The 13,887-nt window shown below is 38.7% G+C and carries 8 protein-coding genes, 1 pseudogene and 1 CRISPR repeat array; of the genes and pseudogenes, 4 read left to right on the top strand and 5 right to left on the bottom strand.

From position 1 onward, the window contains the following. Window positions 1-383 precede the first annotated feature (383 nt). Window positions 384-620 (top strand): YecH family metal-binding protein, encoded by a 237-nt coding sequence (locus tag GGR07_RS01270; protein WP_021646849.1) that lies wholly within the window; start codon window positions 384-386, stop codon window positions 618-620. A gap of 233 nt (window positions 621-853) precedes the next feature. Further along, window positions 854-2,231: direct repeats of the CRISPR family, unit length 36 nt; unit sequence GTTGTCTATACCACTCAAACTAGTGGCATCCACAAC. Between the two features lie 28 nt (window positions 2,232-2,259). Here the strand turns inward: GGR07_RS01270 and cas13b are convergent. From cas13b to GGR07_RS01290, 4 genes are all read right to left on the bottom strand, one after another. Beyond that, window positions 2,260-5,607, bottom strand: a complete 3,348-nt coding sequence (gene cas13b / locus GGR07_RS01275; protein ID WP_034542281.1) for a type VI-B CRISPR-associated RNA-guided ribonuclease Cas13b — start codon at window positions 5,605-5,607, stop codon at window positions 2,260-2,262. Window positions 5,608-5,622: 15 nt separating this feature from the next. Continuing rightward, the gene (gene csx27, locus GGR07_RS13840; protein ID WP_034542279.1) at window positions 5,623-6,330 is read right to left on the bottom strand and encodes a type VI-B CRISPR accessory protein Csx27; all 708 of its coding nucleotides are present in this window, start codon (window positions 6,328-6,330) and stop codon (window positions 5,623-5,625) included. Window positions 6,331-7,009: 679 nt separating this feature from the next. Continuing rightward, window positions 7,010-7,846 carry a metallophosphoesterase gene (locus GGR07_RS01285; RefSeq protein WP_034542277.1) on the bottom strand — a complete coding sequence of 279 codons (837 nt, stop codon included), beginning with the start codon at window positions 7,844-7,846 and terminating at the stop codon, window positions 7,010-7,012. Window positions 7,847-7,935: 89 nt separating this feature from the next. Then, window positions 7,936-9,402 (bottom strand): TlpA family protein disulfide reductase, encoded by a 1,467-nt coding sequence (locus tag GGR07_RS01290; protein ID WP_021646845.1) that lies wholly within the window; start codon window positions 9,400-9,402, stop codon window positions 7,936-7,938. 636 nt (window positions 9,403-10,038) lie between these two features. On the opposite strand from GGR07_RS01290, the gene GGR07_RS01295 reads away from it, so the two are divergent. Together GGR07_RS01295 and GGR07_RS01300 are read left to right on the top strand one after the other, a co-directional pair. After that, window positions 10,039-11,262 carry a site-specific integrase gene (locus tag GGR07_RS01295; protein ID WP_122056389.1) on the top strand — a complete coding sequence of 408 codons (1,224 nt, stop codon included), beginning with the start codon at window positions 10,039-10,041 and terminating at the stop codon, window positions 11,260-11,262. 25 nt (window positions 11,263-11,287) lie between these two features. Next, window positions 11,288-12,406 (top strand): annotated as a pseudogene (locus GGR07_RS01300) (PDDEXK nuclease domain-containing protein). Window positions 12,407-12,622: 216 nt separating this feature from the next. On the opposite strand, the gene GGR07_RS01305 reads toward GGR07_RS01300, so the two are convergent. Further along, window positions 12,623-13,069, bottom strand: coding sequence for a MarR family winged helix-turn-helix transcriptional regulator (locus GGR07_RS01305; protein WP_034542272.1), 447 nt, complete (start codon window positions 13,067-13,069; stop codon window positions 12,623-12,625). Between the two features lie 99 nt (window positions 13,070-13,168). On the opposite strand from GGR07_RS01305, the gene GGR07_RS01310 reads away from it, so the two are divergent. Further along, a complete protein-coding gene (locus GGR07_RS01310; protein WP_034542334.1) occupies window positions 13,169-13,885 on the top strand; it encodes a DUF169 domain-containing protein in 717 nt (238 codons plus the stop codon). Window positions 13,886-13,887 lie beyond the last annotated feature (2 nt).

Genomic DNA, 13,887 nt, shown 5'->3' on the forward strand with positions numbered 1-13,887 from the left:
ACCATTCGTTTTGACAACATTTCAATGACCTCTTTAGTGTTTTCGAACCGACTTTTGCCGGTTCTATTGTTTGACTTTTAATTTTTCGGTAAAAATTTACCGAAGTATTGTAGTATATATACTACTTCTCATTCACTCATCACAAATCATTACCTAACTCATACTCTCGTTGGAATAAATATAGTATTTTCAATAATATGCTGCATACATCGACGGCATTTCTTTTAATATTTTGCGTTGTTTTGAACAAAATTTACGTAAATCTTCTAAACCGCTTTCTATTATCTCATTATCCGGGCGAAGAATGTAACATTTGTTACCGTTTATAACGAAAACCTGCAATATCTTTGCGGACATAACATCATTCAAATTAATAAATCGTTATGGAACAACTACACGCTCATGAAGTTCTCCGCATGATGGAGGGAAACAGTTATTCGGAAGCCAGCCTGAAAGAAGCCATTATCAAGAAGTTCGGCATCTCCCGGCATTTTTACACCTGCTCCGCCGAAAACATGAATATCGACGAATTGATAGAATTTCTGAAACGAAAAGGCAAATTCATGCCATTGAACGATGGTTTCACCGTCGACCTGAATAAAGTTTGCAGCGACTATTAATGGCAGTGTTTCTCTTTTCTTCGTGCGGTGTTTAGGCGGATATGGTTATCATTCTATAAACAAAAAATAGAGTAAGTAGTTCTATTCTCCTACATCTTTCTACTTCTCTCAAAATTAAGATTCACTGACTGTAATGAATACTTTATGCAGTCAGTGAGTTCTTTTATTCGCCTACAAATCTTCCTTTCCCCGATTTTTTAGCTACCCGAAACTCATTGGAAGGCTCTATATACATTGCCTGTATCACTCAAACCAATGGCATCTACAACAGCGGCAAGTACACAGGTGATTTTGAATCCGTTATCTATACACTCGTCAGCGATAGCAGTCTATACCATTCAAACTAGTGGCATCCACAATGAGAACCCGCAGATGTCTCTCCGCGCGGATGTTGTCTATACCACTCAAACTAGTGGCATCCACAACTACATATTATCAGGGAAGCGAAAGGATTGAGTTGTCTATACCACTCAAACTAGTGGCATCCACAACGTATTGTAGTATTGTAGTTCGCTGTTTTCGTTGTCTATACCACTCAAACTAGTGGCATCCACAACGCGCCATGAGGTTGTAGACAAGTTCTTCAAGTTGTCTATACCACTCAAACTAGTGGCATCCACAACGGCAATCAAGGACGTGGCTATCGTAGAGGCGTTGTCTATACCACTCAAACTAGTGGCATCCACAACACCTGCTTACCCTCGAACACTTGAAGAATGGTTGTCTATACCACTCAAACTAGTGGCATCCACAACTTTGGAGAAAATATTAAAAATGCTATTCTTGTTGTCTATACCACTCAAACTAGTGGCATCCACAACAAAATAAGATGAAACGAGTACACTTCACCCGTTGTCTATACCACTCAAACTAGTGGCATCCACAACCTTGTTTATGTTCAGTCTATGGATCAGCGTGTTGTCTATACCACTCAAACTAGTGGCATCCACAACCATCAGACCCGACAGCAAACTCTTTAATGGTTGTCTATACCACTCAAACTAGTGGCATCCACAACGGGCGGTGATGTCGCGAACGGTGAGATCTAGTTGTCTATACCACTCAAACTAGTGGCATCCACAACGGTTTGCCCGGAGATAACTACCGAAGTACTGTTGTCTATACCACTCAAACTAGTGGCATCCACAACACTCGGTGGATGCGAAGCATGGAATAGCCCGTTGTCTATACCACTCAAACTAGTGGCATCCACAACTTGAGACGGATGGCAAAGAGCTTGTTGTGGTTGTCTATACCACTCAAACTAGTGGCATCCACAACAGTTTGGGGAGCTTCCTACTCCTCTTTCAAGTTGTCTATACCACTCAAACTAGTGGCATCCACAACTTATTGTGAATTTCCATAATAAGAACCCTAGTTGTCTATACCACTCAAACTAGTGGCATCCACAACAAGCGGTTGAAAGGGCTAAATCTTACGGTAGTTGTCTATACCACTCAAACTAGTGGCATCCACAACTCCCGTCATTGCATATCCTACGCAAATATCGTTGTCTATACCACTCAAACTAGTGGCATCCACAACTGTATGAGCCTTCGTAGCGATCACCACTGTGTTGTCTATACCACTCAAACTAGTGGCATCCACAACAAAACTTTCCTAACCTATTACTGGTTAATTATTTCTGCTCCAAAAGTTTCCCAAAAAATCTTCTTTCGGGATCTATAAAAGGAATGATTCGACAAATTATTGCTTTATATTTACTCCATATACATTCGCAAAAACCAGATGTAACGTTCGGGGGCAGCTTCCCAATTTCCAAGTCAGGGAATTGATTATGAGCAGACTTATTACGAATATGGACAAGAAACTCATATTCTTCTTCCGAAACGAGTGATGCCTTTCTCAACGCATCTATGCATCTGCGATGCTCACATCCTCCCTGAGATTCTTCATAGAACCTTCTCAACTTTTCATTCTTCAATACGGATTTTTCCAAAGCAAAGACCCAATTAAATACACGCCTGCGATGATCTTCGTAATGACGCAATTCCATCTCCACTTGCTCTTGTGTTGCTTCATGGTTAGCAAAATAAGGCATCAATCCCTTTACCCGCCCATCGTAACAATAACGCATCAACTTAGATACGTCTTTGAGCTTACACTCTGCTTTAATCACTGCATCAGGCTGTCCGCCTTCCAATTGAATAACTTGACTGACAGAAACCGGTTCCCCCAGCATATTGTCTATTTTATCTAAGTCAAGCTGCGCTTCCTTCCAATCATACAAGTCTCTTACAGCCATAAACAGCAAGCGGTCGTCCTCACAAAGCAATCGAAGCTGATACTCCTTTTCGTTGATTGCACGCTTAAACACACGTCGCACAGAAAGAGTCAAATCTTCTACTTGGAGTTTGCTCTTTTCCTTAGAAGAAGAGATTTTCTGCCTCACAACTTCATCTATCAATGCCTCATAATACTTTTTATAGTTTCCTCCCTCTTCACTGTATTCATATTCTACGACCTTATCGAATACTTCAACTCTTCTTTTACAACGATAAAATCTCTGCATGCCATTGGGAAATTCTTTATCCCAATACAACTTGAACATTTCGTTCCATTTCAGTTTTCCGGAAGGTTCCTTCCCAATTTTATCTTTCAACAATCGACAAATTTCATTCTCGAAAAGCTGTGAAGGGAGATCTATCGGATGGCTGTTTTTCCTCTGTTTCCAATCTCTCCACTCCGGCCGTTCTTTCATCAAATTACGAATAATTAAAGGCAGTTCTTTTTGTTTTCCAGTTGGGGGATTGACAAAGCGCGGCACTCTTTTCGGGCTTGCTGCCGGATAAAAAGTAGCTTCCAACCACTCTTTTTTCTCTTCGAAGTATCGCTGATACAACTTCTCCGTATGCCCCAAGCCAGGTCTAAGCACTTTCCCAAGAAAAGGATGACCATTTTTCGTGTCTTTAAGCCTCAACTCTCGAATTATACTATCCAAATGACGTCGATTATCGTCGCCCGCATATTGTGCCAGACAACGCTGTATCTCCGAATAATAAGCAGACGTTATGCGTTGCTTCACCCCTTGGTCGATAACCATGCGGATAATATCTTTCGCTAAATCGGTAGCCATTTCGCCAATGCGAGGTGGCAGAGGATGTTCACCTTTCTCCCGTTTTTCGAAAACCCGCAAACGCTCCCGACAGTCCAGCTTCAATGTTTCCACATAACCTTTTAGTTTCTTTTCTCTTGAAGTAGGCAAAACATTCAACCATTCATCAATCATCCGGCGAGGAATTTGAGATAAATCAAAGTCTTTCTCCGAGAGTATTTCAGTGAGTTTTTCTTTACGTCTTTCGAACTCACTTTCATACTTTTCCTGCTTATCCGCTAATTTCGAACTAACAAGTTTTCCACCTTTACTTCGAGGCAGGGTGTATCTTATCAAAGGAACAGGAAATTCCTTTTGTAGTTCTGTTCGAATTGCATCGAACAGATTCTCACTTAGATCTTTCCAATGTTTTTCACATTGTTCCAAAAGTCCAGAAACAATGTTTTTAGCCTTATCCTTATCTAAAAAAGAAAGCAGCAAGATTTTCCGCAAATCATATATACTAATAAACCCAAAAGATTTCGTATTTTGCAGAGTATATGCCACACAATGCCCCTCTCCTCCCTTCTTCTTGAGCGTCGGAAAAGAAATTTTATCACTACCACTTGTCCGGACAAATCCTATCTTATTGTTATAAATTGCGTATCGTGGTGCATACAGAGAAAAGCGCACTTCGTCAGTTATACCTTTGGTTATCTGCTGTAAAACCGCATCTTCATTATGGAAATCGGTCAAACGACCGAATGCCATAGCGTGATCCGTGACGCTACGTTCATAGTTATTCTCCTCTCCCATCTTTTTGGGATATGAAGCCAATTCCAAACATCCAAGGTCGATACGAAAACGAATGAACGGCAGTAGATTCTTTTCTTCAATATACCTGAGCATCAGATAAGGAAAGCGATTTTTGTAGCGCACCCTTTTACTCAAGGAAGCAATCATCTCGAAAGGATCATCGATCGCTTCACATAGCTCATCGTTTAGGCTGTTTTCCAAGATATGTGCTTGTTCTTCTTCTCCCAACAACGGCAAAAAAGACTTTTGGTCCTTCTCGTCCAACATCTCGAAAAGGATATCGGGGCAGCGATTCAGTTCATTCAGCATATCCATCAGCAACGCTTCTCTGGGATTGACACTAAGCAGGCGTTCGTGCGGTTGGCGGCAACAGAGAGCGCAAAACGTCTCTCGGACAGCAAGAAAACCCTTCTCTTTGGTACTTTTAAATCCGGTCGCACGGCTGAGAAACTTGAAAGCCTCCTCTCTATCAAGAAAAAGACATATAAGGAAAATCAAAGCGTTGTCTTTCAGTTTTATTCCTTCATTACCACCGATGGCAAAAAACTTTTTATTGTCACCCTTCTCTTCAGCTTGCAAGAAATCTGTTTCTACAAAAACTCCGGTAAAACGAGCGCGGGTCTTCTGCAAAGCAAAAGAGTAAGCATTTTCAATAAAACGATGCATCTCACTTGAGATGATGAGTGCTGTATGCTTCACTGATTGATCGTCGATATGATAATGAGAGAACGCATTACGAATATCTTGGAGTTTCCCATAGACCTCTTTTAACAGGGAAGATATTTTCTGTCGGTCTATAGTATCAAGACATTCTGCTGTTTCTCGACGATTTTCATAACTCTTCTTGTCACTGTCGAACATTTCAAGAAAAGGAAGGAATTTCCGGCTTTTATAATAGAAGCGCGTCCACTTTGCAGAAGACAAGTTATCAGTTGTCAAAAGTGAATGAAAGCCTGATTTCTCGGGAAGCAAAGCTACATCTCCTAACCATTTACGAATATGATTCTCTACTTTCCGCACATTAAGCAATGCCATATTAAGATATAGCCCGAAATATGGCGGATCCTTCTGCAAAGTTTTACCGGTTGATTTCTGTGAGTTCTTGATTGATTCCATATGATAATAAAAAGATTATTCTATCAACGATTCGTAAAACGCCCAATACATTTTCAACACCATACGCTGTCTGAACCAGCGCGCAAGACGCATAAAAAGATACATCACACACAAATTCATCAAAAATAGAAAAGCTACTTGCCATGTATCTGCCAACAAAACATCCATAAAATAGGACAACAAAATGCAGATTAGCAGATACACACCAAAAATAAGCAGTCCGAGAAAAGAGTGTAAAAAACAAAGGTAATATGACTGGAAAGCTTTAGCACCCTCTAATTTCCCTTTGCAGTCCAAACGATAATACATGTGATCATAGAAAATATCCTGGGCATCCTCTATCTCCTTTTGTGCGGAGGCATCCATCGCATCATATTGTTCTACCGTACAATAAGGTTTGGTGCCATTCCACTCTTCGGCATACTTATTCAGTGCTCCATTCATAAAAGGATGTAATGTCTCGAACCGATGATACAATATCGTAACGTGCTCGTATAAACCCAAACGACGGAAAAAAACGGAATAGTTCTTTTTAACAGAAAAGCCCAACACATACAAAGACGCGCCAATGACAAGCGAATAAACCAACGAAAACTCCCATCCCTGTGGAAAGTAGAGTCCTGTATTAAAACGCCAAAAAGGTTGCGCAACACGGATAGCAACTAAAAATATGACTCCCGGCAAAAGTATTGACAAAAAGTCGTAAAGAGAAAATTTATTCATGCTTCACACAAAAATAAATGTATATTCAATATCAGATTTGAGATTAAAACTATCGGTTATTATCAGCCAACGGATGTTAAATAAAAAAACAAATCTATTTAAGACCTTTCAAAAGCAAAATTATAGAAATTTATTGATAAACAAGCTTTTCTTGTCAAAAAAATATCAATATCATCCGCCAAAATCGCAAAGAGCACTTTATTGAACATTTAGACTAATCAGAAATATAATGCTACCGTAGTAAGGACATATTCCCTTATGCTAAAACTTATAGCAACAATCATTTCTATTTAAAAAACTATTCGTCTTTCGTCTCTGTTTTATTCGTCTCTCTAACGGCAGACGAATAAAACAGAAACGAAAGACGAATGGAACACGAATGGCAGACGAATAAATTTCTACTATAAAAACAATTACTTATTGCAATAAAAGGAGCTAAGTATTGCGATGGAAAGTTTGAAGACAATGAAGAAAATAAATATCAGGACCGAGGATTGCAGATTATAAATATATGCCATAATACAAATACATCTTTCAATGATTGTATTTCAAACGGCACTTTATCGTACTGCGAGAAGCAGAATAAATACTTCAATTATATTAAAAAAGAATGCGGTGAGGGGTCTTTAGCTATTCAAAAAAAACGAAAGGCTTTCGCTTTCATTCTCCTTATCCAAGCTTATTTGTTTACTCTGCATTCTATGATATTTGCTTTATCTGTCAGGAGGAATGCTCTGCGACAGTCAAGATTTGCATGGTGTTCGCAGATTTTCGGAGCATTTTCTAATTGAGAATGTCCAAATATCTGGTAAATACCGGGAAGGTGTTCCTTAGAATGAATGTGCTCTGTGTCGTCCGCCCATACCAAAGAGCCATATTCCGCATCACCTCCTCGTACGGAGGTAACATCCATAAGGGCATCACTAATATATTTAACAAATAGTTTCTCATCTTTCAAGTTATTGTTGATTGAGTCGCATAACGAAAGGATGTCTGTTTCGAGCAACGATGGATAATGTTTCCTTACCCAACCAACTAACACTCCGGCATGTGAAAACAAGATTTGCCTATCTGATATTTCGACATTTGCAACCAACTTAAACAAAGATAAGCTCTCCATGAAAACATTATGTATCTCTTTTTCATTCAGGGTATCTTTTCTGCTGAACGCATAGTCATTATCAATATAATGTATATCATGGTTTCCCAATAAAAGAGTAACGGAAGAGGGGCGTTTTCGTTTGTATTCAAGTATCTCCCTAAAATTTGCAAAAGCTTCTTCGTTCGAGATATTCTCAATTTCATTATTATAAGGATCAAGATAATCTCCAAGGAATATGACAGGAATATCAGGATAGCTTTCAACGGCCTTTTTCCAAAAAGACCGTCCATGGACATCTGGAATAATCAAAAGAAATGGCTTTCCCTGTTCATCATTACTCTTGATGATTTTGTAACGGGCAAAGGCCAGAATGATGAATATAACTGCTAATATGGTCAGCACTAATCTTTTCATTGTATTACATCATAAAAATCTAAAACCATACGGATTCGAATCTATATTTCAAATTACTGGTGGCAGGTATACCTGAGTTAAGCAATCGTCTAGGGATATTGTTCAGTTAAAAGAGCATCTATGGCAGTGCTAATAGCAGATAATCCGGAAGGACGAGGGGCATTTTTATCCCGAACCGTCCCATTCTTATCTATGAGGATATAGGTAGGGAATCCACCGGAAAGTAACTTGGCAGCAACTTCAGCAGAGAAGTCTTCATCAAAGAAGTAATTTTCTCCTGTCAATTGTTCTTCTTGCAGGATGCTAACCCAAGCATCAGCTTTGGATGACAGACAAAGATTCACAAATACAACATCTTCTTTTGCAAACAGTCTGTGGAGTTCTCTCGCAGAAGCCATCTCTGCCCGACATGGGCCACACCAAGTTGCCCACACATCTACATATACAACTTTCCCCTTATATTGTTCTTTCAATAAATATTCTAAATCAAAATCTGAAACTTGTTCGATAGAGTCCTCAGCAGTCATATATAAAACATCTTTGGAGCATGACAAGCCCGTTAGATTTATAGACACCACCTTTGAGCTCTTTGCGAATAACTTGTCATATACATTGGCACATAGAAATAGTTCCTCTTTCAATTCAAACCGTGTAGAAAGAGACTTGTCATAAAGCCGGTAAAGCATTATATCGCGAGCCAAGGATTTGGGCATCGTTAATATCTTTCCCAAAGCATATTGCTCCGCAGATTTCACATCATTTCTTTTAATACAATCTTTGAACTTCACATCCTTTGCGATCCATTTGTTGTAATAGGTATCAAGATGATACACAAACATCATATTCCGAAAATTATCAGCATCATAAATATCAAAAATGTCTTGAGTAAAGAATCCCAGCTCGTCTTCATTGGATTGTCCTGAATAGCCTATAGCATAATTGGATAGAGTGAATAACGCCATATCTTTCATTAGCTCTTGTACCCAGGGAGAAATTTCATGAACAGCAGAATAACTCTTAATAGTATCGTTTAAAAGGTTGATTTCTTTCTGGAATAGAGCCATAAAGCTATCTAAAGATGCATTCAAATTCTCTGCAAGAGGCTTATAATTAATCACACCCACCAAATCATCAAACAATCTATTAAACTCAGTACTACGAGTTGCATTTTTTCCCACAAAGCGAACAGACTTAACCCCCTCATACCTGAACTTCTCAGCATCTATCTCAAGAAAAAGGGAATCCTCCGGTTCCACAAATGCATTAATGAACTTTCCATGATAACTTATGGTGAAACTATGCGCCCAAAACATCTCAAACTCTACATGAAAAAGGCCTGTAGAGTCGAGACGTACAGCAAATCTATCATTCTCATCAAGAGGATTACAAGAAATCACAGTAAGCACTTTAGGGCTCTCGTGACTTTGATTTATCACTCTACCGTGAACTACAGCTTTTCTCTTTCCATACTCGGAGTTATTCGTGCCGGCCCAACATTCCACCGCACCCAAAATAAAGACGACAAAAAATATTGCTCTTGAAATAAAACAAGCCATATTTTAGAGTTTTAGAAGAAACATGGTGGCAAATTATTAAAAAAGTCTTAAAACAACAAACAAGAAAACGAAAATATGATTTGCGTGAGATTCAAATGGCTTTTTTATTTTATAATATCCCATTGCCAATAGTAAATACGGATATTGTTTTTCATGCGATGAAAATGAGCTTATTATTCCCGAATTTGGCCTTTTGGGGGAGAGTTTGTTTATCTCTAAATGTCATTAGCGTCCCGTTAAAATCGATACGACTTATTAATTAATCAAATATTCTTGGAATAGAAGGGGGGACTACTATATTTTTTGCACGTGTGGGGAAAATTCAGATAAAAGGAAAAGCTAAGTAATTGACTATTCAACACTTAGCTTCTGTTCATGTACCCAGACCCGGTACAAGCCATAGAAATCATAAGAAAACAAAAGAATTTATCTCCCTTATTATCAGTTATTTGCATATTTCCTATTTTCTCCATTTTTGCCCTATTTTGCCCGTTTTCTGTTATTCAGTACACTTTTAGTACACTTTGAAATATCATTTTCTTTTGTACCTTTGCAATATCGGAAAACAAAAGAAAATCAACTATTTAGTGTAATTACCCGGTTACGGTACCTAAATCGGGATAAAACCTCTAAACAATGGCAAAGTTAGAAAATAAAACGAAAGAGAACCCCAAGTTGGAGCAAAATATGCTCTCGGACGGTAGAATAAGCCTTTACTTAGAGTATTATTTAGGTAGAGAGGAAAAGCCCGTATTGGATGAAAACGGTAATCAGGTGTATTACGATAGTGGGAAAATGCAAGGCAAACCCAAGTTTGCAGTAAAGCATAACAGGCGAAAAGAAAACCTTAGCCTGTATCTGATAGACAAGCCCCGTACTCCTGCGGAACGGCAACAGAACAAGGAAACTTTGGAACTCGCCATGCGCATACGTGCAGAGCGTGAACAAGAGTTTAAAGAAAGCATGTTGGGTTACCGCTTAAAGAAAGACAGGGCTGTTAATTTCTTGGACTACTTTCAAGCCTATATCAACAGCTATACCAAGAAAGATATTCGCATGGTGCAAATTGCGCTTAGCCGTTTCAAAGACTTCTTGAAAGAGAAGTACCCCATGAATGAATGTAGCATTAAACCGGAACTCATCACCAAAGAAATGATGGAACAGTTTGTAGCTTATCTGCAATCCCGAAGCGTTGGCGAAGGTGCTAAAAGCATTTACCAGCGTTTCAAGAAAGTTATTCGCTATGCGATAGAGCATGATGTAATGCTGAAAGACCCTTGCAAAGATGTCACCTGCAAAGTAGATAGCCAGATGCTTCGGAAAGATGTGCTTTCACCCGAAGAAATACAAAAGCTGATGGCTTGTCATTATGACAACGAAAACCCCACAATCAGACGAGCGTTTATCTTTTGCCTGTATTGCGGTCTGCGCTTCTGTGATGTAAAAGAACTTACCTATAGGAATGTGGATTACGCAAATCGGTTATTGAAGTTTGAACAAAGTAAAACAAAGGGACATTCTGCCAGCAGTGGTGTGGTTATTCCTTTAAATGACGGTCTATTGTCTATCATTGGTGAAGCTCCAGCAGATAAAAACTGTTTGATATTCGATTTGCCTACATACGAAAGCTGCTGCAAATCGGTCAAGCGTTGGGTAAAGAGAGCCGGAATAGACAAGCACATAAGCTGGCATTGTGCAAGACATTCGTTTGCCGTGAACATTCTGAACAATGGGGCAAATATCAAGACCGTAGCCAGTCTTTTAGGACACAGCGGATTGAAGCATACCGAGAAATACACCCGTGCCGTGGATAAATTGAAAGAGGAAGCAATAAACAGCCTACCCGAACTAAAGTTTTAACCACGAAAAACTTATCTTTGCAACTATGGACTTTGAAGCATTAGTAAAACATATCAGTACGATACAGAACACGTTGCAGGCACAAGCCGCACACGCTGTAAACTTCGCCCTTACTTCCCGTAACTGGCTTATGGGTTGCTATATCGTGGAATTTGAGCAGAACGGAGAAGACCGTGCCGCATACGGTGAACAACTGTTGAAAAAGCTGGAACAACGGCTGAAAACAAAAGGTCTGAATGAACGTAGATTCCGTGAATTTAGGCGGTTATACATTGTTTATCCACAACTGAAAGAACAAGTATTACACTACATCATGGCAGGAAATGAAATTCGGCACACGCTGTCCGCCGAATTCACGGAACCAATTCGGCACTCAGTGTGTGCCGAATTATAAACGTCAGAAATACAATATAATAAGTGGAGTATTCCTGCTGAAAGGTTGTTCAATAAATTACCTTATTCTCACTTAAAGTTCATATCCAAAATCGAAAATCCGACAAAGCGTGCTTTCTATGAAATGGAAGCAATACGTGGCTGTTGGTCTGCAAGAGAACTGGAACGGCAAATATCATCTTTGTATTATGAACGTAGCGGACTCTCCAAAAACAAAGAAGCCCTCTCCGCTTTAGTCCAGCAACAAGCAACCCTATTACAACCTAAAGATGTTATCAACACCCCTGTTACTTTAGAGTTCTTAGGATTGAATGAACGAGCCTTAGTAACAGAAAACGACTTAGAGCAATCCATTCTTGACAACCTACAACACTTCCTGCTGGAAATGGGGCATGGATTCTGCTTTGAAGCCCGACAAAAACGTATTTTGATAGACGAAGATTATTTCTTTGCCGACCTTGTGTTCTATCACCGCATCTTGAAGTGCCACGTTATTGTGGAATTGAAGATAGACAAGTTCCGCCATGAGTATGCTTCACAACTCAATATGTATCTAAACTATTTCAAGGCGGAAGTGATGCAGCCGGATGATAATCCGCCTATCGGAATTCTGCTTTGCACAGAAAAGGGAGATACATTGGTTAAGTATGCCACTGCCGGATTAGACCCGAATATCTTCGTACAGAAGTACATGATAGAACTTCCAAGCGAGGAAGAAATAAAGGAGTTCATTGCTTCCTCAAATTACTAACCTATCATAAAAGTAATGCTGGCGAAAAGAAGAAAACTATTTTTCTTTTCGCCAGCCACATATAATTTGCTCTCAACAAGAATAAGTTTAGTCCGTTTTGGATGTATAGACAAAAGGATAAACTAAACTACATACTGCACAACAAGTCTAATTACAATTTTCCTCAAATTTTAATTGATTAATCAATCAAATATTCCGTCAATTGACACGATAATTTTACTTGGTTGAGTTCAGATAATTGATGCAGTTCTTTTCAATCTTGTCCAAGATATGAAGAAATGTATCTTGTTCTTCTTGTGATATACCTTTTAATGAGATGTTTAGAGATAGCATTTGACATTTATTTATATGCGGTATAATTGTTTTTACCTTATCGGTGCAGTATAAAAGAACACTCCGTCCATCTTTATGATTTTTCCGCTTGATGATATATCCGTTTTTAGATAATTTTTCAACTATTCTCGTAACATTGGCAAAGTCTTTTTGCGATTGTGTGACTAAATCACCAATAGTCTGACCATCGTTTTCCCATAAATTGACTAAAAGAACCCACTGTTCCGGCGTTATGTCCAGCCCCTCTTCTGATATAATTTGATATATTTGACGTTTGATTATACCCGAAAGTTTGGCTATTTTATGATTTACCATTTTATCTATATCCATATTATTTAGTTTGTTAAAAGCTGAAAAATATATTTGTCATATCAAATAAATAACTATATTTGTCATGACAAATATAGAAATAATGTAATGAGTAACCAAATGGAAGTAAGTGTTTTTATAGAAAATATCCAAAAGGCTTTCGGAGAAAAGGTACAATTACCCTTTGCTTTTTGGTATTCTGATAAACAGATTAATGATGATTTGAAAAAAATCAACGGTTGTTTTTTTAAGGAGTTTGAAAAGTTGATTGGTGGTGAACCAATCTCTTTGAGTGCCGATAGAATCGGGTGTATGGGTGGTAAATTCTATACTGGTTTTTCGACCATGAATGAAAAGATGCCTATGTTTGTTTCAAGCAAAGAAAAATATAAGAAATCTTCAGAATTGGTTCTTGATTTCGTAGAAAAGGCAAATGTGCAGATGACGACAAGGCAGTATTTGAATATTTCACCCATTACTGAACTTGAAAACTTTAATAATGTAGTGGGGATTTTCTTTTTGGCTACCCCTGATATGCTTTCAGGACTTGCTTCATGGACATTTTACGATAACAATTCGGATGATGCAATTACTGCAAAATTTGGTTCGGGATGTTCTTCTATTTTTTCAGAAGCAGCATTGGAAAACAGCAAAAATGGGAAACGTACATTTATTGGACTGTTTGACCCCTCCGTGCGTCGCTATATCCATGAGAATATATTAAGTTTTACTATACCAATGTCACGCTTTCGGGAGATGTATTATACGATACAAGATAGCTGCTTATCGAATACACCTGCATGGGGAAAAATTAGAGAACGCATTTGTCGGGAGTGAAG

The sequence above is a fragment of the Bacteroides pyogenes genome, assembly GCF_014196225.1.
Lineage (GTDB): Bacteria > Bacteroidota > Bacteroidia > Bacteroidales > Bacteroidaceae > Bacteroides > Bacteroides pyogenes_A.

What these genes read in the sequence shown, in the direction of transcription:
- GGR07_RS01290 (WP_021646845.1), bottom strand. Translation starts at nt 9,402, where the DNA reads ATGGCTTGTTTTATTTCAAGAGCAATATTTTTTGTCGTCTTTATTTTG.
- GGR07_RS01295 (WP_122056389.1), top strand. Translation starts at nt 10,039, where the DNA reads ATGGCAAAGTTAGAAAATAAAACGAAAGAGAACCCCAAGTTGGAGCAA.
- GGR07_RS01270 (WP_021646849.1), top strand. Translation starts at nt 384, where the DNA reads ATGGAACAACTACACGCTCATGAAGTTCTCCGCATGATGGAGGGAAAC.
- GGR07_RS01310 (WP_034542334.1), top strand. Translation starts at nt 13,169, where the DNA reads ATGGAAGTAAGTGTTTTTATAGAAAATATCCAAAAGGCTTTCGGAGAA.
- GGR07_RS01285 (WP_034542277.1), bottom strand. Translation starts at nt 7,846, where the DNA reads ATGAAAAGATTAGTGCTGACCATATTAGCAGTTATATTCATCATTCTG.
- csx27 (WP_034542279.1), bottom strand. Translation starts at nt 6,330, where the DNA reads ATGAATAAATTTTCTCTTTACGACTTTTTGTCAATACTTTTGCCGGGA.
- cas13b (WP_034542281.1), bottom strand. Translation starts at nt 5,607, where the DNA reads ATGGAATCAATCAAGAACTCACAGAAATCAACCGGTAAAACTTTGCAG.
- GGR07_RS01305 (WP_034542272.1), bottom strand. Translation starts at nt 13,069, where the DNA reads ATGGATATAGATAAAATGGTAAATCATAAAATAGCCAAACTTTCGGGT.